Source organism: Tolypothrix campylonemoides VB511288_2 (assembly GCF_045999855.1).
Taxonomy (GTDB): domain Bacteria; phylum Cyanobacteriota; class Cyanobacteriia; order Cyanobacteriales; family Nostocaceae; genus Scytonema; species Scytonema bouteillei_A.
Map to the genome: position 1 here is coordinate 111,520 of NZ_JBFPMW010000008.1, position 26,362 is coordinate 137,881.

Here is a 26,362-nt window from a genome sequence, read left to right on the forward strand (position 1 = left end):
TGCATGGACTCATTTACTAATTAATGTTCAACAAACTCACTACAATAACTCAGAAACTCAGTCCCGACCTACGTAAAATTATCACTAATGTATCTTGGTTGCTAGCTGACAAGTTTCTACAGATGGGCTTAGGATTATTTGTGGGAATCTGGGTAGCACGATATTTAGGACCTGAGAAGTTTGGTATCTATAACTATGCAATTTCTTTTGTAGGAATGTTCAGCCCTATAGTCAATATGTCACTGAACTCAATCGTAGTTCGTGACATTGCTAATAACCCATCACGGAGAGATGAAATTCTTGGAACTACCTTCGTGCTAAGCCTTCTCGGTGGATTATTAACGCTGTTGCTCTCGGTTACATCAATTTCACTGCTAGATGCCGATAATCATTTGACTCATTGGCTAGTAGGAATCTTTGCGGCAGGAACAATGTTCCAAGCCTTTGATACTATTGACTTTTGGTTTCAATCACAAGTTCAGTCTAGGTTTGTTGTATTGTCTAGGCAATCAGCATATGTATTGATGTGCGCTGTGAGAGTTGGATTAATTCAGATTCATGCTCCACTCCTTGCATTTGCTTGGGCAAGGCTAGTTGAACTAGCTTTGAGTGGAATAGGAATGGTAATTATTTATAGATTACGAGGTAATTACCTAACCTCATGGAAAGTCAACCTTCAACAAGCAAAAGATTTACTGCGAGAAAGTTTCCCTTTGATTATATCAGGATTTGCAATTTATACTTACTCTAAAATCGATCAAATTATGCTTGGTTTTTTACTGGAAAATCAATCTCAGTTGGGGTTTTATTCGGTGGCGGTAAAGCTAGCAGAAATCTTTGACTTCTTGCCAATGATAGTTGCTTCCTCTATTCTTCCTCAGCTTTCACAGTTGAAAGAACAAGGCAAGGATTATATGAGAAAGATGCAGCTATATTTTGATGTGATGCTGTTTCTATGGTTAATAGTTGCCTTACCAGTTTCTCTACTCTCTTCTTTTATAGTCACACAATTATATGGAGAATTGTACGCTCCTGCGGGTACTATATTATCAATATATATATGGGGACAATTTTCTTCTAATTTTGGTCTAGCAAGAAGTTCTTTCTTAATAGTAGAGAATAAATTGCATTACTCTGTATACATTAGTGTGGGAGGTGCATTTTTAAACATAGTCTTGAATATATTTCTTATCCCTTCCTATGAAGCATATGGGGCAACAATAGCAACTATTATCAGTTATTTTGCGGTTACTATAATACCTAATTTTTTGATTAGGGATTTAAGACCGATTGGGACTTTAATAGTACGTTCTCTTAATCTATATCGTGTTACATCAAGAGTTTTTAAGTTATTCCTATGATTGAAGTTAAACCAAATATTCAGCATCACTCAAACTGCCCGCACTGTCAAGCAGATTTAAAGCAGTTCAATTTAATATGGCAAGGTATGTATATCTGTGTTGAATCTAGGTGCATTCAATGCCATGCCAGAATTATTGAGGATTTGAAGGTGGGTCATGGTAGATTCTCAAACTATCAAGTTGATTTAGAAAAAAATTTGTTGTTTGGTCCTGAAGGAAATTCAAGAATATGGTTAGGTGAGCCATTAATTAAATCTTTTTGTAATCCACAATATCAGCAATTAAATATCAAGAAACAAATATTGAAGCAATGTCAGAAAATTATTATATTAAATTGCATTGATTTTCTTTACGGACACTCTTTATTAAAATTATTAAATACTGAATATTATATGAAAAAATTTGAAACTTATGGACTAATTACGATCGTGCCAGAATTTTTGGCATGGATGGTTCCAGATGGAGTAGCAGAGGTTTGGACAGTCAATATACCTCTAAAAGAGGGACAGTCTTATTACTTAAAATTTAATGAATTCGTTTCTAGAGAATTACATCGTTTTGATGAAGTCTATATTAGTAAAGCTTACTCACATCCTGGGTCTTTTGATATTTCCAAATTCACTAGAGTATCCAAGCATGATTTTGATTCAGAAACATTGAGAATTACCTTTATTTGGCGAGAAGATAGGCTCTGGTTTAACTCTTTTCTCTTTAAAATATTAAAGAAGCTTGGGATGTGGCAAGTAGCCTTGTTATTACAAAACTGGAAGATAAGTAGACTGTTCAAAATCATGCAGTTTATACTACCATCAGCTAAATTTACAGTTGCAGGACTAGGTAAAAAAACAAAATTTCCTAATTGGATTGAAGATGCAAGAGTAGATCGATTTGATGAGCAGACAGAGAGACAAGCTTGCAAACTCTACAGTGAGAGCCGTCTAGTTATTGGAGTACATGGTTCAAATATGTTACTACCATCTGGTCATGCTGGTATGACAATTGACATCATGCCAAAAGACAGACTAGGCAACTTTGCTCAAGATATCCTGTATCAGGAGAAAGATTCAAGACTTGCTGCATTCAAATATCGGTATTTACCCATTGAAATTGGTGTTAAACTATTGGCTGATATAGCCTCATCTATGATTCTCAAATATCCAGAATTTGTTATGCTCATGACTGCTGAGGAGAAACAGCTATGAAAACTCCTGTCGTATTAATAATCTTTAAAAGACCACATACAACCCAAAAGGTATTTGAAGCAATTCGCCAAGCGAAGCCATATAAACTCTTTATCATTGCAGATGGTCCACGTCAGGACCGTTTTGGTGAAGCAGAAAAGTGCGAAGCTACTCGTGCAATTATTGATCGTGTTGATTGGGACTGCGAAGTTTTGAAGAATTACTCTGATACTAACTTGGGCTGTGCAAAACGTGTCTCTAGTGGTCTAGATTGGGTCTTTACCAACGTTGAGGAGGCAATTATTTTAGAGGATGATTGCGTACCTCATCCAACATTTTTTCGCTTTTGTGAAGAATTACTTGAGAAATATAGAGACGATACCCGAGTAGCCTCGATTTCCGGAGAAAATGTTCAGTTTGGACGCAGACGAACAAATTATAGTTATTACTTTTCTATCTTTAACCACTGCTGGGGCTGGGCAAGTTGGAGAAGAGCTTGGCAGAACTATGATTTTAGCATCAAGCTTTGGAGAGAGATTCAAGCGGGAGATTTTCTGAAAGACATTTTAAAAGACCGTAAAGCCGAAAGATATTGGAGTAAGATTTTTCAGTCTGTTTATCATAATCCTTCAGGTATCACTTGGGACTACCAATGGACGTTTGCTTGTTGGGTGCAGGGTAGCTTAGGTATTATCTCGAATGTAAATTTAATTTCCAATATCGGCTTTGGCCCAGACTCAACTCATTTCACTTCTAGTCCTAAAAAAAATCCATATGACAATATGCTCACGCAAGCAATAGAATTTCCTCTCAAGCATCCACCTTTTATAATTCGCGATGTAAAAGCAGATAATTTTACACAAAAAACTATATTTAGGGAAAGGAAACTACAACTACTTAAGCAGAGAATCCAAAAGATACTGAAAGCTTGAGTATATGTTATGAGTGAGTTGAAACGCACGGGATATCTGAATGACTATTTCACCTACAGGTGTATCCAGCAAGATTAATCTAAAACTCAATTCTCTATGCAAAAAGCTAGAAATAATCACTCTTTTCCTAATGTTCCTTGGCTTCTTTGACGTTAATCTGTTCGCTTTAGACGCACCTTTTAAAAATGCAAGCTACGGAATGGTATCTTTTTTGATACTTTTACGGTGGAAGCGATGCATTTATGTTGCAACGAAAGATATACCTCTACTTCTCCTTTTTGGGACTGTAATGTTCTCATACTTTTGGTCTGCTTTTCCGGAAGATACTTTGAAAGTTTCTAAAAGCTTTGTGCGAGAAACTTTGTTTGGAGTGTACTTAGCTGCAAACTATAACCATAAAGATTTGGTACGACTATTTCTCTGGATGTTTGGCTTAGCAACAATTTTGAATTGGTTATTTTGTGGCTTTGCGATCGCTATAGGTCAATCATCTCTTGCTATTAGTCAAACGAACAGTGAGGATTCATGGACAGGCTTTTTGCTTCATAAGCAATACCTGGGTCGTATGATGATGCACGCAGCTATATTGTTTCTATTAAGTGTTTTGAATGATAAGAAGTTTCATTGGTTTAAGTGGACTGGGTTGAGCCTTTCCGTATCCCTGTTGTTACTTTCCAAAAGTAAGTCATCCTGGATAGGTTTTCTACTGTCATTAACTCTGTTGCCTATTCTCAGTTTTTCCGGGTGGCACTACAAACTTCGGACAATCATGTATGTTATTGCAGTATTAATAGTTGGCAGTATCGCTGTACTAGTCTTTGGGAATTTTGAAACTATAGTAGTTGACATTCTACGTAAACCTCCTGATTTTAATGGACGTTTTATCATATGGCAGCTAGCAATTGAAAGTGGTTTAAAGCAACTTTGGCTTGGCTATGGTTATGGAGCATTTTGGCGAACTAGCGAGGGTGAATCGATTGTTAACAGTACATGGGCTGCGCTTGAACACGATAATGCCAAAGAGTTTCATGCTCACAATGGATTTATAGACCTTTTCTTGCAGTTAGGAGTTGTAGGGTTGTTACTATTTATGCTCAGTTTTGTATCTACTCTTATAAGAGTCATTAATCTAATACATTTAACAAGAACAATAGAAAGCTTTTGGATGCTTGAATTTATGGTTTTGGCATTTGTATTACAAATAAGCGAAACTTTAACATTAATCTCACATAGTACACATTGCGCTATATATGTAGCAATAGTATATTCAAGTATTCTTTGGAAAAATCAAATAAGAAAAGAGGGTGTAACAATTTGAAAAAAATATTTTCCTGTTGATTTATTTTTTTAAAACTAAATTCAAATAGATTATTTTATGAGTGAATCAACTTCAACTATCATCAATTCAATAGATATCCAAAATATAGCATCATTCTATGATTTTTCTTTGAATCAAGAAGAGGAGAAATATTTAGAATTTCATGCAAAAAGGTTGGCTTATTTCGTTAATATCACCAAAAAATACACTAAACTTGTCTCTACTAAAAAAGATAAAGCCATCAAAATTTTGGATATTGGGCCTCATTTTCTTACTTTTGCTTTACATAAATATATAGAGAATAATATGACTTTAAATACTCTCGGTTGGGAAAACCGTTTGGCACCTTCAAACATAATTAATCATCATCTAAAATTTGATTTGAATTATGCTCAGCATCAAGAAAAATGGTTATCGGCAGAAGCCCATGATATAGTAATCATGTGCGAAGTCATAGAACATTTATACACAGCACCCGAAATAGTGTTATCATTTTTAAAAACGTTTATTTCCCCTGGCGGATTTCTTATAATAGGTACACCTAATGCTGCTTATTTACCTAATCGAATTCTACTGGCTTTAGGAAAAAATCCTTATGAGAGGATTCGCAAAACTTATGATAATCCCGGTCATTTTAGGGAGTACACAGCCAGTGAATTTAAAGAGATTTGCCAAGAAGTAGGTCTGACCTGTAAGAGTATTGAATACCACGATTTTTCAGAAAAAAAAGGAATAGCTCACAAAATAGTTGGATTAATGGGGAATATTCATCAGCCTTTTAAAAAGTACCTCAGCGTAGTATGTCAAAATTAAGCTGATAAACATACATGAAAGTTTTGCATCTAAACGTTTCTGATTTGATAGGTGGAGCATCTCGTGCTGCTTACCGCCTACACCAAGGACTAATGGGTATTGGCGTGCAGTCTCAGATGTTGGTGCAAACTCAGGATAGCAATGACCAAACGGTGATTGGTCCAAATACCAAGTTAGGTAAAGAGTTTTCTAAGCTAAGACCAGCTCTTACTGGGCTTCCCTTGAAACTCTACCCTGGTGGAGAATTAACTGAATACTCTTCTTCTTGGCTTCCAGATAGTATTGCAACCAGAGTTCCGCAACTTGCTCCTGATGTCATTAATTTGCATTGGATATCAAAAGGTTATATTCAAATTAAAACTCTCGCTAAACTCAATAAGCCTCTCATTTGGACGCTCCATGATATGTGGGCTTTTACTGGTGGCTGTCACTACAGCCATAATTGCGATCGCTACATGAACTCCTGCGGAGCCTGTCCTCAATTGGGAAGCGATCGCAACTGGGATTTATCCCGTTGGCAGTGGCAGAGTAAAACAAAGCACTGGAGACCTCTACATTTGACTCTTGTTTCTCCCAGTTCATGGTTAGCTAAGTGTACTCAAGCCAGTTCTCTTTTCAAAAATAGGCGCGTGGAAGTCATACCTAATGGTCTTGATATACAGAGGTACAAGCCAGTTAATCGGCAAATAGCGCGAGGGCTACTGAATCTACCTCAAGATAAACAGCTTGTGCTTTTTGGAGCAATAAATGCAACAAGTAATCAGAGGAAAGGATTTCACTTGCTGTATCCAGCGCTCCAGAGCTTAAGTCAATCAAGATGGTGCGAGCGACTAGAGTTAGTAATTTTTGGTTCCTCACAACCCCAGAACCCACCCAAGTTTGGTTTTCAATCTTATTACCTAGGTACTTTAAATGATGATATTTCCCTAGCGTTGTTATATGCAGCCGTAGATGTTTTCATTGCACCATCAACTGATGACAACTTACCAAATACCGTGATGGAAGCACTTGCATGTGGCACTCCATGTGTAACTTTCAACATTGGTGGTATGCCAGACATGATTGAGCATCAAAAAAATGGTTACCTAGCTCAACCTGACAATACTGAAGATTTAGCTCAGGGAGTTGCTTGGATTTTAGAGAACAAAGAACGGCATGAAAAGCTATGTTATTTTGCTCGCTTTAAAGTGGAACAAGAATTTACAGTGGAAAAACAAGCATATCGTTATTTAGCTCTTTATGATGAGCTAGTAAATCATTAAGGCTCTTCGGTAGTTGTTATGCTAAACCATTAATTAATCAGGTAACAGGGAACAGGGGAAATGCATGAAAATTCTGTAAGCTTTGCCTAGGAAAGATTTTAAGACGCAATTTATCACGCTTCAATAGGATTTCAAACCCTTGTAAGCGCAACCATTATAAAAAAACTCTCCTAATCGAGGCTCAAATCATGCTCTCTTCCCTTCTTCCCTTCTCCCTATTTGTACTGTTCCTTGTTCCTGTACAAGATGTGAAATTTTAAAAATTGCTAAGTTCTGTTTCTTACAAAAGATTTTAGAAAAGGAGACGACGCAGTGAAAATTCTCCAAGTACACAACGCCTACCGTCATATGGGTGGAGAAGAAGTTGTGGTTGCTGCTGAGCATGAAATGCTCAAGCAGTATGGACATGAAATTCACCAATGGATTTTAGAAAACTCAAGTATTGAGAATGCTAACACTCTTACAAAAGCCAAGATTGCCTTGCAATCAATTTGGTCTACTGAGTCTTACTCGCAAACCCGTAAAAAATTGCAAGAGTTTCAACCAGATATTGTTCATGTCCACAACACAATTCCTTTAATATCACCTTCAGTTTTTGCGGCTTGTCAAGATGCAAGCGTCCCTGTAGTTCACACCTTGCATAACTACAAGCTTATTTGCCCTGGAGCATACCTTTATCGTAATGCAGGTGTTTGCGAAGATTGTGTTGGAAAAACAGTCCCTTATCAGGGTGTAATTCATGGTTGCTACCGTGGGAGTAATTCTCAAACTGCTGTTGCAGTTGCAGGTTTAACAACCCACCGACTGCGAGGAACTTACAAAAACGAAGTGGATATTTACATTGCTTTGACTAGATTTGCTCGTCAAAAGTTTATTGAAGCAGGTTTACCTGCGGAAAAAATTGCGGTAAAGCCTAATTTTGTTACCTCAAATATTGCAATAGGTGAGCATACTGGAGGATATGCATTATTTGTTGGCAAGCTGGTACAATACAAGGGGATAGAAACGCTTCTAAACGCTTGGCATCTTCTAAATGAAGCTATTCCTTTGAAAATTGTGGGTCAGGGACCGCTGGAAATTTTACTAAAGAGTAATTTACCTAATAATGTTGAATATTTGGGACGATTACCAAGAGAAAAGGTTGTAAACCTCATGCAAAATGCTAGCTTTTTGATATTTCCTTCCGAGTGGTATGAACCTTTCGGCATGGTAATTGCTGAAGCTTTTGCAACAGGGTTACCTGTTATAGCTAGTCGCATAGGCGGTATCACAGAGATTGTAAAAGAAGGGTACTCTGGTTGGAATTTCACTCCTGAGGACGCCCAAGATTTAGCTCGTACAGTACAACTAGCTTGGTCGAATCCCGCCGAATTACAACGTCGGAGCGTTCTGGCTCGCGAGCAATACGAAGACCATTACTCCCTGGAACAAAACTATCAAATGATAATGAGCATTTACCAAACTGCTATTGCTTGGCACAAAGATCGTCAATCTTTGACTGTGTTCTAGCCACATTGACACAACATTATAAGTACAGAATTCTCAAGCAGGAACAATGAAAATATCTATCGTTACACCTGTTTATAATGCCGGAAAAACCTTTGAAAGAACTATTTTGAGTGTTATCAATCAATCAATGGATTCAGAACTAGAATACATTGTTATAGATGGTGGTTCAAAGGATAAAACTCTAGAAATACTTAATCGGTATTCCAAGCACATAAACATACTAATCTCAGAAAAAGATAAAGGTGTCTATGATGCCATGAATAAAGGTATATCTCTGGCTACAGGTGACATAATTGGTATTATAAATGCTGATGACTGGTATAACGACGGAGCTTTAAAAAGTGTAGAACAAGCGTTTTTAAAATTTCCAGAAATTTCCGTCGTTCATTCACCTGTGAAAAATTACTTAGAAGGTAAGTATCTAAGTACATTCACCCCAGGAGAATTAGAAAATATGCCATTTAAGCTACCCGTCGCTCATCCTAGCTGTTTTGTAAAAAAGGAAGTCTATGAACGAGTAGGTTTATTTGACTTAAGTTACTCTATGGCTGCTGATTATGACTTTATATTTCGAGCCTATACCTCCGGAGCTAAGTTTCACTGTGTTGATACTCCACTTGCTTCTTTTTCGCTAAACGGTATGACTGGTAAGGTAACAAACAGGCTGAAATTGATTCAAGAGAGTAGGCGAGTCGCTTCTAAATTTGTTTGCGGAACCTCAAACTATCTAGAAGCTAAGCATCGCACATTCTATAACAAATGGTTTATGACGGAGCTAGCGACTCTTCCTATTAAATACTTCGATCCGTTTATCGTTATTAAAGTAAAAGGCTTTTTGAGGCGAAAGATTGGTAAATTGTCATCCGATCGCTATGGAGCTTGGTAAGACGCACGTTCATTCTGTAGTAGATATTACAAATTTTTGACTTCAATTCGTATTTTATGAGACATTCAACGAGAGTAAATATTTGTGGGGTCGAGATTGATCAATACTCATTTGATGAGGTTGTTGAGGCGACCGCAGATCGTGCCGTGTCGGGAAGCACTCCTAAATATGTCGTGACACCCAATGCTCAACATATTGTGACACTGCAACGCGATCCTCATTTCCGTGAGATATATCGCAAGGCTTTTCTAGCAGTACCAGATGGTGTTCCTCTATTATGGGCAGCTAAGTTTTTTAAGACACCGCTCTCAGGTCGGGTTAATGGAACAGATTTGTTCGAGCAGTTATGCAAAATCAGTGCTGAGAGAGGACTTAAAGTTTTTTTGCTAGGTGGTCGTCCTGGAGCATCTCAGAAGGCTGCACAGGTTCTTCAAGCAAGATATCCAAGCCTCAAAATTGCTGGTACTTATTGTCCACCCTACGGGTTCGAGTCAGATCCAGTCGAGTTAAAACGAATTAACTTAGCTATAACTACAGCAGCACCCGATCTTTTGTTTGTTGGATTAGGTGCTCCGAAACAGGAGTATTGGATATACAACAATTACCAGAAGCTTGGTGTTCCAGTATCAATTGGCATAGGGGTTAGCTTTGAATTGGTTTCTGGGATGGTAAAAAGAGCACCAAAGTTGTTACAGAAGACTGGTCTAGAGTGGTTTTTTCGCTTGATAGCAGAACCTCAACGTTTGTGGCGACGCTATTTAGTTGGAAACACCATCTTTATTTTTCTAGTGCTTAAGCAGAAATTCAGGTTGTCCTGATTTTAGTGGGCTTTAACCGTATGTTCAATAACTCGCCACTGAGGCGACGCCATTTTTTATACCTAGGTTTATCAGGTTTGGCAGGGGGTGTTGCTGTCGGAGCAAGAAAACAAATGTATCGAGTTCAGCAGACACAGCAGACACGAGCACTCGATCACCCAAAAAGAGAGTTTACAGTAGTTGGGCAAGCTCCCTTGAAAAAGCGTGCTGTAGCTAAGGGATTAATTTACGGGGCAGCTGCTACACAGTACGATCTAGCGTCAGACGCAAAGTTTACAGCTAGCTTTGTTCAACAGTGTGGCATTTTGGTGCCAGACCTAGATCTTAAGTGGGATGCTTTGCGCCCTGCTCCAGATAAATTTGACTTTACCAAAGCAGATTGGTTAACTGAGTTTGCACAGCGTAACAGTATGCTTTTTCGAGGACACACTTTAGTTTGGGAGCAAGCTCTGCCTAAGTGGTTTAAGGAAACAGTTAGCCCTCAGAATGCTGAGCGATTTTTGATAGAACATATTAATACTGTTGTGAAGCGCTATGCTGGTAAGATGCATTCTTGGGATGTGGTAAATGAAGCAGTTGCCAAGTCCCTTAGCGATCGCTCTGATGGTTTAAGCGTCAATCCGTGGCTCTCGTTTTTGGATAAAAATTACATCGATCTTTCCTTTCGGGTTGCAGCACAAGCAGATCCAACGGCGTTGCTAGTATACAACGATCGGTGGCTAGATTACGATACACCCCGAGACTCTGGGCAGAGATTGGCTGTCTTAAAATTGCTGGAACACTTAAAGTCTATTGGAACGCCCGTGCATGCTCTAGGGATTCAAGCTCATTTGAATGGTGCCGAAACTCGATTTAATGCTACTAAGCTCAGGAATTTTCTTAAGGACGTTGCCAGTCTTGGTCTCAAAATTCTGATTACCGAATTAGATGTGTCAGATCGAGAGTTACCTTCGGCTCCTGCTGTTCGCGATCGCATTGTTGCTGCTGCGTATGAAGACTATTTATCAGTGGTGTTAGATGAACGAGTAGTGATTGCGGTACTAACTTGGCAATTGAGCGATCGTTATACGTGGCTTTCCATGTATCCCCGTTCAGATGCTGCGCTTGTGCGTCCCTTGCCACTTAGCTCAAATCTCGAACCTAAGTTGGCATGGAATGCTATAGCAAGAGCGTTTGATAATGCTCCAAAACGTTGATTTTTTCTCTCCAGCAGAAAATGATTTTATGTTCCTTTCTTGGTGCAAAAGGGACATTCTCCTGCTTTTATTCAGCTTTGACGCTATCTCGCATTGATTCTATAGCAATCCTATTTGATTCATGAAATACATATAGGTAAGGCTAGGCCGCACAAAAGCTTTATGTGTGTGGCATAGCGCTACCTACAGTACTTAAAATTTTTCACGAATGATTTAGAATTGTTATATCTTTGTAACTCTATATCTCTTAATTATGCTTAATTGCTCGGATATCACGCCAGAACTCAAGCAAAGGCTATCTCATGACTTATATTTTGTTCGGGAATTTGCAATATTTTTGCTTCGTTTATTATAACTGTATAGGTGAAAATTGGTATCACTAATATAATTTTACAACTCATCATAGGTTTGTTAGTATCGCTTCTAGATCGAGAATAATCCATTTTTATCTACATAACATAATTCAACTATTTCTTGACTCCATTGGTGAGGCTCGGCACTAATATTTTCTTAGAAATATATCCTTACTTAAATTCAGTTATAAAATACTGTTCGATCTTCAAAAGAGGAGCAAAAAATGTTTGTTGCTCTTTTTTTAAAATTTGCTTCTTAGCAAACATCTATCGGATGTTTGGAATTAGTAAGTTGCTGTTCCTGTAACTGCTATAGGTCATTTCTTTATTTCGAGATTAAACCCTTAGCAGATTTATCAATGAATCATGTCAGATGATTTACTTAAATTTCAATGCACTTCTCCCTATATTCCAAAGGCAATACAAATCATGTCCTTAAAAAATCTATCATCAGGAGTAAATTTTCAGCAAGACCTAAGGTCAGCCAAAGGCACAAGAATACAGAGAGGAATAGCGATTCGATTACTGCGGGTCGTAACACTTATTTGCTTAGATATTATTGCGCTGACCTTAGCATGGAAATTAGCAGTATTTTATGGAACTCCATTAGAGTCTCCTTGGACACAAAAAACATCTTTTCTATTGCTTATTCTAACAGTTGAAATAGGCATAATTGGAGCACAAGGTTTATATCAAGCAGGCACTCATCGTCGTAACTATTTCCGTTTGCTGAAAGCCGTTTCACTATCAGACGTTTTCTTCGTGGTGATTGCTTTTCTTTATGAACCAAATCATTATGTCTCGCGATCAATTTTGCTATTGTTTTGGTTGTGGTCTATAGTCTTTATCTGTACCGGACGTATTCTTTTTGATCTCATTACTAAATTTCTTCGTAAGAAAGGAGCAATTCGCTATCCCGTTTTTTTGATTGCCGATCGAGAAGAGCAAGAGGGGCATATTAGCTTACTAGAACAAGAAAATTGCTACACGGTACAGGGAGTTTCTGAATCTATATGCCTCGATAGAGCTAATAGAGAGGCAACACTAGAATCTCTTCGCAAACAGGGTGTAGTAGAAGCTTTTGTTTCTTGGAATGCAATCAAGAATCGTCTGTATGTTTGCTGGCATTTCCAAACAGCTGGCATTCTCTTGCGAATATTACCAACCGCAGGTGTAGTTCGTTATCCTAAAACAATGCTGTGGATGACTGGAATTGGTGAAGTTCCCTGCCTGACAATTTCATCTCCAATTGTTGCCGGTAGTGCTTTTTGGATAAAGCGGTGTTTTGACCTTTGTTCTTCCATTATTTTGTTAATTATACTCTCACCTGTCTATCTAGCACTCGCCCTGCTGATTAAACTAGATTCTCCCGGAGCTGTCTTTTTCAAGCAAGAGCGTATTGGTTTGCATTGCAAGAAATTTAAAATTTGGAAGTTCCGTACAATGGTTACCAATGCGGAAAATATGCAAAAAGACTTAGAAGCCAAGAACGAAATCAAGGATGGGGTTCTCTTTAAAATGAAAGACGACCCTCGCATCACAAGAATAGGCAAGTTCCTGCGCCGTTACAGTTTGGATGAATTGCCACAACTGTTTAATGTTGTGCTCGGGCAAATGAGTCTTGTTGGTCCCCGCCCTCTTCCCATGAGGGACGTAGAAAAATTCCAGACAACTCACTTTATCCGACAAGAAGTTCTCCCCGGTATTACAGGATTGTGGCAAGTTTCCGGTCGCTCCAATATTGATAACTTTGAAGATGCGGTAAAGTTAGATATCGCTTACATTGAAAGTTGGTCTCTTTGGCTAGATTTAACAATCTTACTCAAAACTGTTAAAGTGGTTTTTGACAAGACAGGAGCATATTAACCCCTACCCCCTACCCCCTACTCTCTAACCCCTCAAATGATTCGCGTCAAACAATTGTTTATCCACCCATTTAAAGGATTAACTCCCCAAAAGTGCGATCGCGTTGAGTTGCGTTCCCAACACGGTATACCCGGAGATAGAGCTTTTGCCTTAATGTTTGATGATGGGGACAAATACCCCGAACTCACAGCAGTCCCTTGGATGAAGAAGCAACACTTTGCCATGCAAAATGATTGGTCGGGGCTAGCCGCACTCGATTGTTCTTATGAGCCAGAGACAGGGATTTTGACAGTCAGGCGTAAAGAAGAAGAATTGTTAGTTGCTGATACACATAGCTTAACTGGACGCGATCGCATTGGTAGTTTTTTCACTGGGTACTTAGCAGGAATTTACCCAAGTCAAACCGCCAGACATCCAAATCGCACATCCATAAAAGTTGTGGGAGATTTTGGCAAAACTCGCTATCCAGATAGAGAAGCGGTGCATATTTCCCTAGTCAGTCAAACGACGATCGAGCATTTGAGTGAGTTAGCAGGACGTTCAATAGATGTGCGTCGCTTCCGTCCCAATATTGTTTTAGATGGCGTTCCTGCTTGGGGAGAATTTGACTGGGTGGGAAAAGAAATGGAACTGGGTACAGCCCGAATCGTTGTTACAGACCGGATCAATCGATGCTTAAATATAGAGGTGAATCCCGAAACGGGAGAGAGGGATACTGCCTTACTTCCTCTGTTAAAAAAGAATTTTCAACATACACAAACTGGTGTATTGGCAAGGGTTGTTACCAGTGGTAGCGTGGCAGTAGGAGAGATATTGAAGTAATGGTTAGCACCTGGGTATGTTGCTAGCGGAGAGATTCAACAACAACTGTTGTTGCTATTAAACAAAACAAGAGAAGCCCCAAACGCCAAACACTGGCGATCGCAGAACTCAGTAGAAATATAGCAATATTTGCGGCTCCGAAACTCAGCGATAAAACGTAGGCAACTGCAAACCCAAATAGAAACAGGAAAAAGTATTTGAGGAACCTAGAAGCCAAGTTAAATAAACGGCTTTGTCGATCTTGATTCATGATGATAACCTCAGTGTAAAAGTTGTTTAAACCTTATGTCTTCCCTTCCGACATCTGGCTCCTGCTTTTTACCTTGTCCGAAGGACCGTTAGAGGATGTTTGAAAAATCCTTTCATCAGTAGCAAAACATTCAAGATCCCCCTAAATCCCCTGATAAATTGAGGGACTTTAAGAGTATTTTCCCCCCTTTTTAAGGAGGGCTAGGGGGGATCGCTAAGTGCCTAAAATCACAGCTAACTACTTTTCAAATAACCTCTTAAACAAAAAAGTCGGTGAGTGCTTGAATCACTCCACCGGCTTGTAAACTTCTCGTTTCTTGAAAGCCATATGTTTCAATAACCTACAAATATTTGGTTGTGTTCTCAGTTCCGCTCAAGCTGTCAGTTTTCTTAACTGTTAAGTAGCTGTGCTGGATATCTTCAAGAGCGATTTTTACGGCTAAGCCTCCATCCCACCCAATTTTCAAGAACTTTTTCGTAGGTTTGTTGGATTTTTTCTAATTCTTCCTTACTCAGATGATAGCGTTGGCTAACATGCCCGCCCAGTTCAACAATAGTCTCGTAGTTGCCTTTTTTGCTGCGGATAACAAACTCGCCGTGTTGTGTCACTGACAAGGTCTCAAGCAGCAAAAAATTAAGGTGAGAAAACACTGGGTGTAATTCAATAGAGGAAGCTTGCTTTGGAATAATGTCAATATTTCCTTCATCTTGCAGTCTAATCGGCAACGCGTCCAGAGGCTTGTCTTCGATCTTTAAGTGCATTCTAATGCCATGAGAATCACTGAAGAATTCAGGAAATCTTGAGCGTGAGAAGGTCATATCAGTTCCTCCGTAACGTTGAGTGCCGATCGCTTCAGCGCAAGCCGCATCCGGCTTAGCGCAACTACAGTTATTTAGTCTGTGGGTGGAAAGCTGCAAATATCTATGTTTTAAGGAAACACTCCCAATGTTGTTACCTCACATATATATAACTTGTATGTAATATACTATATAACTTTTTTTTCTGGCAAGTCCCTACAGTTGAACCTACCTTAAGGTATACATACTGTAAATTAATTTATAGTTTCTCTACGGTTTTTTCTCACGTTGCTATAATGAGCCTGCTTGCAGTCACTGTTAAAAATACTCTTTTCTCAATTATTCAACCATGTTATAAAAAGTTATCTCACATACTATTATGTTGTGTGGAGTCAAGATCGCATGGAAAACGCTACCAATATGTCTCAACTTCCAGAAACTTTTATCGTAGAGGTAGCAACCAGATCTGGTGTTACTAAAACAGAGTTAGATGCTTTATTGTTGGCATTAGGTAATCTTTCAGGTACCGAAATAGCTTCTAAGTTGGAAATTTCTCAAGCAGCTGTGAGAAAAAGATTGGGAGAAAGTTACCGTAAATTTGGTATCGAGGGGAGTGGTAACAAAAAACTTAACAACCTCAGACAACAGCTAATAGCTCAATACCAAAATCAAGCAAATATAAATGTAGAGGTTGGGAAAATACCTCAAGAGGATTGGGGCGAGGCTGTTGATGTAGATGGTTTTTGGGGTCGCGAAGAGGAAATTGCCAAGTTAGAACAGTGGATCGTGGGGGATAATTCTCAACGCTGTCGGATGGTAGCCGTGTTGGGAATAGGAGGTATAGGTAAGACCGTTTTAGCAGCACAGTTTGCTAAAAAAGTACGGGAAAATTTTGATTATCTTATTTGGCGATCGCTCAGCAATGCTCCACCTATAGGTGATATTCTCACACAGCTACTCCGCTTTCTACCTAAAGATCCAGAACACGACTTGCCGGACAATGACAACAGCAAAATACTGCGGTTAATCAACGTTTTGAGAGAGCACCGTTGCTTGATCGTTTTAGATAAAGTGGAAACCGTGCTTCGCAGTGGTGAAGGTAGGGCTTATGAAAGGGCGGGCGAGTATGAAGAAGGATATGAAAAGTACGGCTATTTCTTTAAGAAAATAGCTGAAGCAGGACATGAAAGTTGTCTGTTGCTTATTGGTAGAGAAAAGCCCAAGCAAGTGGCAATATTGGAAGGGAAAAATTTACCAGTGAAGGTGTTGCACCTTTTGGGACTGAATTTAGCAGAAGCAAGGGCTATGCTCAAAGATAAGGGGTTTTCTTGTTCTGATATCCAGTTGAAGGAATTAGTAGAGAGATACTCCGGTAACCCACTGGCTTTAAAGATAGTTGCTACCACCGTTTATGACTTATTTAGCAATAATGTTGGTGAATTTTTAAACCAAATTCACCAAGAAACGGCAGTTTATGGTGATATTCGGTCTCTTTTAGACCAGCAATTCAATCGCCTGTCAGAATTAGAGAAACAACTGATGTACTGGCTGGCTATCCATCGGGAATATGTTTCCTTTAGAGAATTAAAAGCAAATTTAATTACTTCAGAACCCGCACCTAGAGTGTTAGAAGCAGTCGAGTCTTTATTGCGGCGATCGCTAATCGAAAAAGAAGCAGGTTCGGGTAGGTTTCGTCACCAGTCTGTAGTCATGGAATACGTGACAGAAAGAATCATAGAGCAAGCTTTTGAAGAAATCAGCCAAGCAAGAACTCACGAATTTCTGAATGCTTACCCGTTGATGAAAGCGCGTTCTCTCGAATTTATCCACAAAACTCAGGAAAAACTGATTTTAGAGCCTTTAAAAAATAAACTATTAAACGTTTTTGATGACCAATTAGAGTCTCATCTCCGTAGAATGTTAGCGAGTTTACAGAAATACCATCACCTAAAAAAGGGATATGCCGCTGGGAACTTAATCAATTTATTGCGCCAAATTCAGATTGACAGCACTCAAGTTGATTTAAGCGGGCGTGATTTTTCAGACTTAACTATTTGGCAAGCCTATCTTAAGGATGTGAAATTACAGGATACAAGCTTTACAAATGCTGACTTAACGGGTTCGGTATTTACGGAAACAATGTCGAGTCTGGTTTCAGTCAGATTTAGCCCCAATGGGGAGTACTTTGCTATCGGTACAATTAGCGGGGAAGTTCGTTTGTGGCGGACTGTAGATATTAAACAAATTCGTATTTTTAGAGGACACACTGCTTGGGTTTGGGCATTTGCTTTTAGCGCAGATAACCAACTTTTGATAAGCGGTAGCGCAGACTACACTATCAAAGTGTGGGATGTACATACGGGTATGTGTCTGAGAACCCTAAGCGAACACACCAATAAAGTTTATACAGTTGCTTTCCAACCCAAAAGTTGGATTTTGGCAAGTGGTAGTGAAGACGAAAGCATTAAACTTTGGGATGTGCGTACAGGAGAATGTATAAAAACCCTAAACGGTCACAAAGATTGGGTTTGGTCAGTCACTTTTAGCCCCACAGACTCCAGTCTTTTAGCAAGTGCTAGTGCTGACGGTAAGATTAAAATTTGGGATATCAACACTGGTGAATGCTTAAAAACAATAGAAGGGCATAGCGGTGAGGTTTACTCTGTTGCTTTCAGTCCGAACGGTCAACTTTTGGCTAGTAGCGGTGAAGACCGAAAGGTTAAACTTTGGGATGTCGAGCAAGAAAAATGCCTGAGAACGTTCATCGGTCACCAGAAAATAGTTTACTCAGTACGCTTTAGTCCAAATGGAAAAACTCTTGCAAGTTGCGGAGAAGATCGCACTATCAAAATCTGGAACGTTCCTTCAGGTGAATGTTTGCGGACTTTAGAAGGGCATAACAGTCAAGTCTGGGCGATCGCATTTACATCCAGTCCCGATGGACGTACCTTAATTAGCAGCAGTGACGATCAAACAGCAAGACTGTGGGATGTAGAAACAGGAAACTGCTTGTATGTTTTGCAAGCATATACCCGTGGAGTTTACTCGGTCGTATTTAGTCCCAATAACGAAATTTTAGCAAGTGGCGGTGATGAGCCAACAATAAAGCTATGGAAATTAAGTACAGGTGAGTGTTATCCCATAGAAGGACATCAAGGACGTTTGCGTTCTGTTGCTTTTAGCCCTGATGGACAACTTCTCGCAAGTGCAGGTTGCGACAATACCATTAAATTTTGGGATATTACAGACATTAGCAACACTACATGCACCCGAATACTCAAAGGACATACTAACTGGGTGTGGACAGTTGTTTTCAGTTCAGACGGGCGAATTCTAGCCAGCAGTAGCGAAGACAAAACAGTACGAATTTGGGATTCTCACACAGGTGAGTGTCTGAAAGTTTTAGAAGGGCATACTCATTGGGTTTGGACGGTAGCGATCGCTCCCGATGGTAGTACACTTGCAAGTGGAAGTGCTGACAGCACGGTCAAACTTTGGGATCTTCATACAGGTCAATGTATTGGCACTTTAGACAAGCATAGAGATTTAATTTGGTCCGTCGCGATCGGTCCCAACGGGCAATTTTTAGCAAGTGGTAGCGAAGACCAAACAGTTAGGCTGTGGGACATGAAAACAGGTCAATGTCTCCATAAGTTGGAAGGACACAGCAAACAAGTTTATTCAGTAGCCTTCAGCCCGGATGGGCAAATCCTTGCAAGCGGTAGTGGTGACGGAACCGTTAAATTGTGGCAAGTCAACACGGGTTTGTGTCTGGATACCCTGACACGAGGACACACAGCAGCAATCCGTTCCGTCGCCTTTAGTTCTGACGGTCGTCTACTTGCTAGTGGTAGTGAAGATGAAAACATTCAACTTTGGGATGTACAAAAGTGTAGCCGATTGCGTCTTCTTAAATCGGATCGGCTTTACGAACGCATGGAAATTACAAATATTACTGGTTTGACAGACGCAGAGAAAGCTTCTTTAAAGGCTTTGGGTGCAATAGAACAAGGAGAGAGAACGATCTAACCCTCACCCTCCACCCTTGAAAAGGGAAGGAACTGGAAATTTTAGGATTTCTTTATTTAACAGTGTGTTAATCGGATAATAAAATTGCCGCTTCTTGATTTTTGCTACCGCAATCAACCCCATGAAAACAACCCGTCGAAAAGCCTCAGTTAGCAGCCGCATGGTAAATCGGCATGGAAGGTTCAACGTCTTGCGAAAAGGAATGTCTCACAAACACTGGCACGATCCGTACCATTTGCTACTAACACTTCCTTGGTATTACACCTTATTACTGATCGGTTTGGGGTATATTACAGCTAATGCCCTATTTGCCTTGGCGTATATTCTAGGAGGCGATGGTATAGAAAATGCACGTCCGGGTAACTTCTTTGATGCATTCTTCTTTAGCGTTCAGACAATGGCATCTATTGGCTATGGGGCATTGTATCCCAAAACAGCGTATGCGAACTTTTTAGTCACAGTTGAATCTCTACTGGGGTTGATAGGATTGGCAATGGGAAGTGGGTTAATGTTTGCTCGATTTTCTCTCCCTAAAGCACGAGTCCTGTTTAGCAATATTGCAGTTATTACACCGTACAATGATGCTCCAACTCTGATGTTTCGAGTTGCTAACGAACGGGACAATTTGATTTTAGAAGCACAAGTTCGGGTGACTCTAGCACGGACTGAAATTACCAAAGAAGGTGATGTAATGCGTCGGTTTTACGATATGTCTCTTGTTCGCAGTCAATCGCCTCTTTTTGCTTTGACTTGGACAGTCATGCATATCATTGATGAGAATAGCCCTCTTTATGGAGTCTCATCTGAGGACATGGTAAAAGATGAGATGGAAGTGGTAGTTACTTTAACAGGGCTTGATGAAACAGTTTCTCAAACAATCCACTCCCGTCACTCCTATATATCTGAGGATATTATTTGGAATATGAGGTTTGTCGATATTTTAGGGAAAACAAAGGACGGCAGACGCTGTGTCAACTATGCGCGGTTTCATGACGTTGTTTCTTTGGATGAACAGAGGAATACACTGGGGGGGTGTTAACGATCTGTTAGGCAATTAATAGTACTTCTCGATAAATCATACCGCAAGCATAAACTCCTATAAGTGCAAATCACTTTACAGGTAGAGGATGCTTTCTAATCAACCTTTTATCTTTAAATAACTAGCAATAACAACTTGGAGAAAAAGTATATGGGTTGGTTAAAAAGACTTTTTGGAATGGAAAAGCCACACAATGCACAAGTAAATCCTACTCCACAGCCAGCACAACAAGCTACCCGTGCTGCTACTCCTTCAGCCACTGAAACAGTTCCCCCCGAGCGTGTGGGATTAAACGGAGAGTACGATCAAAGCGGTTTGGCTAAGCGAGTTGCTCTTGCGTTTGACCAAGACAATCAACTTGATGATATCGATACTCTTTGGGTTGCTCAAACAGGTAGCACTGTAGTCCTCAAGGGCAAAGTTCCCAGCCAAGACATTCTGCAAAAAATGGTTTCCGTAGCGCGTTCGGTTAATGGTGCAACAGCAGTCGATACGAGCCAAGTGAGCGTTGGCTAGTTAACAGTGACAGCGCTCGGTTAAATTCTAATGTGTTCTCTGCGCCTGGTACGGTTCAAGATTAAAAGTCATTTATTTAACCGTAGAGGCACAGAGAATCGGAGGAACAAGAACTTTAAATCAAACAGTTGCTTTCACCAAAATTCTTATTCAACCAATCTAAAATGACCTGGTTGATTAATTCTGGCTGTTCATCGTGAGGACAATGCCCCACATTCTCAACATCTAGCACCTCTAACCTCTCATTATACCGAGCAAATTGACGGGCAAGTGCAGGGGGAACAAGTCTATCTTTTTGTCCCCAAATCAGCAACATTGGAATTTGTAATGTTGGCAAAACGGTTTTGACGCTTGGACCAAAATTAGCATCTATCGTCGCTCTAAATAAGGCAGTAAAAGCACGAGCAGAACCTCTATCCTGAGGTGGACCCGTTAAAATCTCTATCAGTTCATCGGTAATAGCCTCTGGGTTAGCATAGGCGAGACTTGCCCAACGACGCACTACACCAGGTCGGCGGATGACATTAAATAAGGGTTGAAGCAACAGTGGGGAAGCAACAAAACTTTTGATACCTGCGACAACGGGTCTTAAGACAGGAGGTAAAGCTTCTCTTTCCAATGATGGATCGGGTAAGTTCATCATGACCAAGCCACGCACCATATCGGGATAGGTGGCTGATGCGGAGAAGGAAACTAGCGAACCAAGAGAATTACCTATTAAGATGGCTGGTTGGTTGATGAAGGTTTTCCAAAAATCGTAAACTTGGTCTACCCAAAGCTGTACGCTGTATTTAACTGGGGCTTTTTCAGAAGCACCCCATCCCAACATATCGAGAGCATATATTGTATGGTGTTCGCCCAGTACTTCTATATTATGTCGCCAGTGACCGATAGAAGCACCGAACCCATGTAGTAGAATGACCGGGGTTGTTTTGCGATCGCTCTGTCTTTGACGGATATAGGTATAACGCGTTTGCCAACCCCGCCAAACCCAGTCTCTTTGATGTCCGACTCGTTCCTGCCAGTGTACTACATTCACACGCCTCTCCAGTTCATCTTCCATAATCTCTGCCAAGCGATCGCCAAACGGTGCTGACAAAAGGTAGTTTCTGTATATATTCTAGATTAGAGAAAAAATTCAATTTGCCCTGCTACCCGTGCTTACACCCCTTTTTTCAAAAAAACAAGTTTTTTTTAATAAATAGCAAAAATCAACTACTTGTATAATGTGAAATTTGTATTTCCGTCAATATACGGGTAGAGAAAATGTCAATGACTTGACAAAAGGCTTGACAATCGTTAAATAATACTACTGTGGTGTAATTTAAATTAACGATAAGACAGAAATCGTCTTAGAGTGGGTAGAATGAGGACAGATAAAAGAATGACAGAGAAAACCTGCTATGGATATAGTTACTCTAGAGCTATAGCTTTCTTTGTGAGTTCTCAGTTATTTTAGTATTTTCTCTCTGACGCGTACTACTAACAACCTTACCAAATTCTTAACAACAGCTCCCACAAAATCCATGTCTGTGATTGAAAAGAAAAGAAATCGCGATCTGCCCCAAATTAACGAACGTATTCGCTTTCCGAAGATTCGGGTGATTGACACTGATGGTGCTCAGCTGGGTATTTTAACACCCCAGGAAGCACTGCAAATGGCAGAGGAAAAAGAGCTTGACCTCGTGCTGTTAAGCGACAAAGCAGACCCACCTGTTTGTCGGATTATGGACTACGGGAAATACAAGTTTGAGCAAGAGAAGAAGGCGCGAGAAGCTCGAAAGAAGCAGCACACGGCTGACGTCAAAGAAGTTAAGATGCGTTACAAGATAGAAGAACACGACTACAACGTGCGAGTCAAACAAGCAGAGCGTTTTCTCAAAGATGGTGATAAAGTCAAAGCGACTGTGATGTTCCGAGGTAGAGAAATTCAGCACAGTGATATGGCAGAAGAACTGCTCAAGCGAATGGCAACAGACTTGGAATCAGTGGGTGAAGTGCAGCAAGCACCCAAGAAAGAAGGGCGAAACATGATGATGCTGATTTCTCCCAAGAAATAATTTTTAAATGCGACGGGTAAAATCCATCGTGTTACCTCTCTCGAGCCGATAAAGATACCTTTTGCATACTTGGCAGTGAAATTTTTTTCATCAGAACTGCCTTGAAAATAAAAGGCATGGGGCGGTTATTGTCAACCATTGTGTATGGGTGGGCGATGTCCGCCCTCCTTTTTTTAGGGAGAAGAATAATAAATCATGCATATGCTGATAGTCCTGAGCTCTGAGTGGGCAAACTATACTCAGTTGCTCAGGGCTTTTGCTATGGTGACTAACTATTCCAACAAGTAAAATGCATGGAACTAAAAAATCACCTATGGACTCCAAATAAAGGTGTTCTACCACGACTCCTACAATGGGTGAATCTTCGACCGGAGGAGAGCGATCGCACTTGGCTTATGTTCGCCTTTTATACAACTACTTCAGTAGGATTGCGATGGTCTGAAGATAGTACGGTAGCTTTATTTCTTGATAAATATGGAGCGCAGTACCTACCTTGGATTTATATAGCCAGTGCAGTCAATGGAACTTTGTTGGTATATTTATACTCTTGGTTGCAACAAATTTTTCCCCTGCGTCAGATTATAGTGGCGATCGCACCTTGTATGTTTTTGCCACTTATAATCTTCAACTGGGGAATGCAATTTCCCTACTTAGGAGCGATCGGCATATTTCTCCTCAGACTCTGGGTAGACGCTTTTTACGTCGTTAACGAACTCAACACCTCCATAGCAGCCAATCAGTTATTTAATATTAGAGAAATTAAACGTGCTTACCCACTCGTTAGCAGCGGTATTTTAGTTGCTGATGTCATTAGTGGCTTTAGCTTACCTTTTTTATTAATCTTCGTCGGGCTGGAAAACGTGATTATGCCCTTCGCTGGTGTGTTTATCACATTAGGGGCGCTGATTCTCTGGCATTTAAGTAGAAACTACCAACAAGTTTTCCCTGATACCCCATTACGAGAAGTTCCAGAAATCCGCCACTCTCAAGGACGCCACCTTTCCGGTCCTCTCAAGCAATATGCTTTCCTGTTATTTGGTTTTTTTGCCCTGCTACACCTTATTGGTCTGTTAGTAGATTTTCAGTATCTTACTCAGTTGGAGTCAAACTTTGCAGGTAAAGACATCGCTAGTTTCCTTGGTGTTTTAGGTGGTGTTACGGGTATCTGCGAACTGATGATGCAGTTATTTGTTTCCAGCAGGGTTCTCGAACGTTTTGGAGTCTTTTTTAGTGCGGCTACTTTACCATTAAGTGTAGGCATTCTCATGCCAGTGGCGATCGCACTCCTGTGTTTTCTTCCAGGAAGCCAGTCACAAAAATTTTTATGGGGTTTGGTCGTTCTTAAATTCTCAGATGAACTTCTGCGCTACACCTTAGTAACAAGTAGCGGACCCTTATTATTCCAACCTATTCCAGACAAAATACGCAGCTACGTACAGGCGCTCTCAAGTGGTATAGCAGAAGCCTTTGCAACAGGAATAGGGGGAGTTTTTATTTTAGTCTCCTTCTGGTTTGCCAAATTATTTATACTGTCCCAACACAACTTCATTTTGCTGGGAGAAACAATAGCAGTTGCTTTAGTTTGTGTGGGCGTTATTTTAGTCATGCGATCGCGCTACGTAAACTTACTAGTCTTAAGTGCAGGACGGGGAAATCTCAGTGGAACGGATGTAGATTTACGTGCATTCAAGCAAGCCGTCATCAAAGCTTTAGGCGAACAAGGTACAGAAGCAGATAAACACTCCTGTATTGAACTTTTATCTCAAATTGACTCTAAAGGAGCAGGGGAAATTCTAGCCCCCCTGCTTGTAAAATTACCACCTTCATTACAAATTCACAGTTTAGAAGTCATGCTTGCGGGAGGTGCAAATCCTGCATACTTACCAGAAATTCGAGCTTTATTAGATGCATCCAACGAAAGAGTTGCGGCTCAAGTTTTTGCTCTTGCGTTGCGCTACCTATGGCTTGCGGAATCAAATCCAAATCTTACCGAACTAGAAGAGTATCTAAAACACCAACAACACTCTGTAATTCAAGCAACTGCTGCTGTACTTTTGTTGCGTTATGGGAAACCAATGCAAAGAGTGGAAGCAATACATATTTTGCGGCGGATGCTAACTCATAAAGATGAACGCGTGCGAGTCAATGCAGTCAAAGCACTATCAGAAGCCGTTTATTTACAAGAATTGCGAATTTATATTCCCAATTTATTACAGGATGAATCTTTGCGCGTGCGGTGTGCTGCCTTGGAAATGATTGCAAGAACCCATTTAGAAGAATATTACTCGGCATTAGTCAATGGGCTTCATTACAAATCAACTAGAAATACAGCCATGCAATCTCTCGTGCATCTAGAGAATGAAACCCTATCTTTATTGGTTGGCTTAGCTACTAACATTTACAAACCAGAAGTTGTACGGATGTACGCTTGGCGGACTATCGGTCAAATCTCTACCTTGGAAGCCATGGATGCTTTATGGCAACATTTGGAAACTTCTAAAGGTACAACCAGATATCATATCCTTCGCACCTTACTGAAAAGATATCAACAAGAGGGAATTGTCAATTTATTAGATAAGACGCTTGAAAGTAAGATCAAAAGATTAATTGATAAAGAGTTAAAATTTTTAGGTTATATTTACGCTGCTTATATCGAGCTTGATACACGTGACAAGCTGGAAAAAACTCAATACAGTGACAAATTGAATATTGTATGCGATTTACTCCAAAGGTCACTTTTAGAATTAGAAATTGATGTGAAAGACCGATTGTTACTGCTATTAGAGTTTCTTTATTCTTCCGAAAAAATTAAAGCAGTAGCCTTTAATCTCAGATCCGAATCTGCCAAAAATTCTGCAAGAGGCTTGGAGATTTTAGACCATACTATCAAGTTACCTAATAAATCTGTATTGTTAACTATTTTAGATAAGCGATCGCCCAAGGAAAAACTGCAAAAAATTGTAGAAAAGGGCATAGTCCCATATCAAAAAATGGAATTAGGCGAGCGAATCCGAAGTTTAATAATAGATAAAGAGTCGCTTTCCGATTGGTGTTTGGCGTGCTGTTTCCATTATGCACAAGTTGCTCGCATACGATTAACCAGCGAACAAGTTTTAGAGAGTTTGCGCCATCCCACAGGTTATGTTAGAGAAGCAGCGATCGCATACTTATACGTAGTTTCCCGCCGCGTTCTTCTAGAACTTATACCCCAATTAAAAAACGATCCACACCCCCTCGTTGCCACTCAAATCAAGCGTCTTATTGCAAAATATGGAGTTAATTGTTAGTGGTTAGTTCTGTCAGAAATGAAACATGGAGAAATCAAATTTTGAGGATTTACAAGTTTTTAAACTT

At 40.0% G+C, this 26,362-nt stretch carries 20 protein-coding genes; 17 read left to right on the forward strand and 3 right to left on the reverse strand.

Annotated elements, in window-relative coordinates; all coding sequences use genetic code 11:
* Positions 1-23: 23 nt before the first annotated feature.
* The 12 genes from AB0756_RS23415 to AB0756_RS23470 all read left to right on the forward strand — a co-directional run bounded on the left by AB0756_RS23415 (position 24) and on the right by AB0756_RS23470 (position 14,317).
* Positions 24-1,361 (forward strand): flippase, encoded by a 1,338-nt coding sequence (locus AB0756_RS23415; RefSeq protein WP_050045186.1) that lies wholly within the window; start codon positions 24-26, stop codon positions 1,359-1,361.
* Positions 1,358-2,563, forward strand: coding sequence for a hypothetical protein (locus AB0756_RS23420; RefSeq protein WP_038089951.1), 1,206 nt, complete (start codon positions 1,358-1,360; stop codon positions 2,561-2,563). Before AB0756_RS23415 ends, AB0756_RS23420 begins: the two co-directional genes overlap by 4 nt.
* Positions 2,560-3,474 (forward strand): hypothetical protein, encoded by a 915-nt coding sequence (locus tag AB0756_RS23425; protein ID WP_038089947.1) that lies wholly within the window; start codon positions 2,560-2,562, stop codon positions 3,472-3,474. Before AB0756_RS23420 ends, AB0756_RS23425 begins: the two co-directional genes overlap by 4 nt.
* Before the next feature lie 40 nt (positions 3,475-3,514).
* Positions 3,515-4,792, forward strand: coding sequence for an O-antigen ligase family protein (locus AB0756_RS23430; RefSeq protein WP_050045188.1), 1,278 nt, complete (start codon positions 3,515-3,517; stop codon positions 4,790-4,792).
* Positions 4,793-4,849: 57 nt separating this feature from the next.
* Complete coding sequence (locus AB0756_RS23435) at positions 4,850-5,605, forward strand: methyltransferase domain-containing protein (RefSeq protein ID WP_038089943.1); 756 nt, start codon at positions 4,850-4,852, stop codon at positions 5,603-5,605.
* A gap of 14 nt (positions 5,606-5,619) precedes the next feature.
* Positions 5,620-6,867, forward strand: a complete 1,248-nt coding sequence (locus tag AB0756_RS23440) for a glycosyltransferase family 4 protein (RefSeq protein ID WP_038089940.1) — start codon at positions 5,620-5,622, stop codon at positions 6,865-6,867.
* 312 nt (positions 6,868-7,179) lie between these two features.
* Positions 7,180-8,376: a glycosyltransferase family 4 protein gene (locus AB0756_RS23445; protein ID WP_038089937.1), complete on the forward strand. Its 1,197-nt coding sequence runs from the start codon at positions 7,180-7,182 to the stop codon at positions 8,374-8,376.
* Positions 8,377-8,422: 46 nt separating this feature from the next.
* Positions 8,423-9,262: a glycosyltransferase family 2 protein gene (locus AB0756_RS23450; protein WP_038089934.1), complete on the forward strand. Its 840-nt coding sequence runs from the start codon at positions 8,423-8,425 to the stop codon at positions 9,260-9,262.
* 56 nt (positions 9,263-9,318) lie between these two features.
* Positions 9,319-10,080 (forward strand): WecB/TagA/CpsF family glycosyltransferase, encoded by a 762-nt coding sequence (locus tag AB0756_RS23455; RefSeq protein WP_038089929.1) that lies wholly within the window; start codon positions 9,319-9,321, stop codon positions 10,078-10,080.
* 20 nt (positions 10,081-10,100) lie between these two features.
* Positions 10,101-11,276, forward strand: coding sequence for an endo-1,4-beta-xylanase (locus AB0756_RS23460; protein ID WP_038089927.1), 1,176 nt, complete (start codon positions 10,101-10,103; stop codon positions 11,274-11,276).
* A 782-nt stretch (positions 11,277-12,058) separates the two neighbouring features.
* Entirely contained in the window at positions 12,059-13,495 is a 1,437-nt protein-coding gene (locus tag AB0756_RS23465; RefSeq protein ID WP_038090021.1) for a sugar transferase, read from the forward strand.
* 36 nt (positions 13,496-13,531) lie between these two features.
* Positions 13,532-14,317 carry an MOSC domain-containing protein gene (locus tag AB0756_RS23470; RefSeq protein ID WP_038089924.1) on the forward strand — a complete coding sequence of 262 codons (786 nt, stop codon included), beginning with the start codon at positions 13,532-13,534 and terminating at the stop codon, positions 14,315-14,317.
* A gap of 22 nt (positions 14,318-14,339) precedes the next feature.
* Here AB0756_RS23470 and AB0756_RS23475 read toward each other — a convergent pair whose 3' ends face one another.
* Positions 14,340-14,567, reverse strand: coding sequence for a hypothetical protein (locus AB0756_RS23475; protein ID WP_038089921.1), 228 nt, complete (start codon positions 14,565-14,567; stop codon positions 14,340-14,342).
* Positions 14,568-14,986: 419 nt separating this feature from the next.
* Positions 14,987-15,385 (reverse strand): hypothetical protein, encoded by a 399-nt coding sequence (locus AB0756_RS23480; protein WP_038090018.1) that lies wholly within the window; start codon positions 15,383-15,385, stop codon positions 14,987-14,989.
* Positions 15,386-15,766: 381 nt separating this feature from the next.
* Here AB0756_RS23480 and AB0756_RS23485 point away from each other — a divergent pair, with 381 nt between their 5' ends.
* The 3 genes from AB0756_RS23485 to AB0756_RS23495 all read left to right on the forward strand — a co-directional run bounded on the left by AB0756_RS23485 (position 15,767) and on the right by AB0756_RS23495 (position 20,948).
* Positions 15,767-19,393: a WD40 domain-containing protein gene (locus tag AB0756_RS23485; protein ID WP_038090017.1), complete on the forward strand. Its 3,627-nt coding sequence runs from the start codon at positions 15,767-15,769 to the stop codon at positions 19,391-19,393.
* Between the two features lie 121 nt (positions 19,394-19,514).
* Positions 19,515-20,432 (forward strand): ion channel, encoded by a 918-nt coding sequence (locus AB0756_RS23490; RefSeq protein WP_038089918.1) that lies wholly within the window; start codon positions 19,515-19,517, stop codon positions 20,430-20,432.
* A 150-nt stretch (positions 20,433-20,582) separates the two neighbouring features.
* Positions 20,583-20,948 (forward strand): BON domain-containing protein, encoded by a 366-nt coding sequence (locus AB0756_RS23495; protein WP_038089914.1) that lies wholly within the window; start codon positions 20,583-20,585, stop codon positions 20,946-20,948.
* Between the two features lie 115 nt (positions 20,949-21,063).
* Here the strand turns inward: AB0756_RS23495 and AB0756_RS23500 are convergent, their stop codons facing one another.
* The gene (locus AB0756_RS23500) at positions 21,064-22,011 is read right to left on the reverse strand and encodes an alpha/beta fold hydrolase (RefSeq protein ID WP_038090015.1); all 948 of its coding nucleotides are present in this window, start codon (positions 22,009-22,011) and stop codon (positions 21,064-21,066) included.
* A gap of 463 nt (positions 22,012-22,474) precedes the next feature.
* On the opposite strand from AB0756_RS23500, the gene infC reads away from it, so the two are divergent.
* Together infC and AB0756_RS23510 are read left to right on the forward strand one after the other, a co-directional pair.
* Positions 22,475-23,008: a translation initiation factor IF-3 gene (gene infC, locus AB0756_RS23505; protein WP_038089910.1), complete on the forward strand. Its 534-nt coding sequence runs from the start codon at positions 22,475-22,477 to the stop codon at positions 23,006-23,008.
* Positions 23,009-23,301: 293 nt separating this feature from the next.
* A complete protein-coding gene (locus tag AB0756_RS23510; protein ID WP_038089907.1) occupies positions 23,302-26,295 on the forward strand; it encodes a hypothetical protein in 2,994 nt (997 codons plus the stop codon).
* Positions 26,296-26,362: the final 67 nt, after the last annotated feature.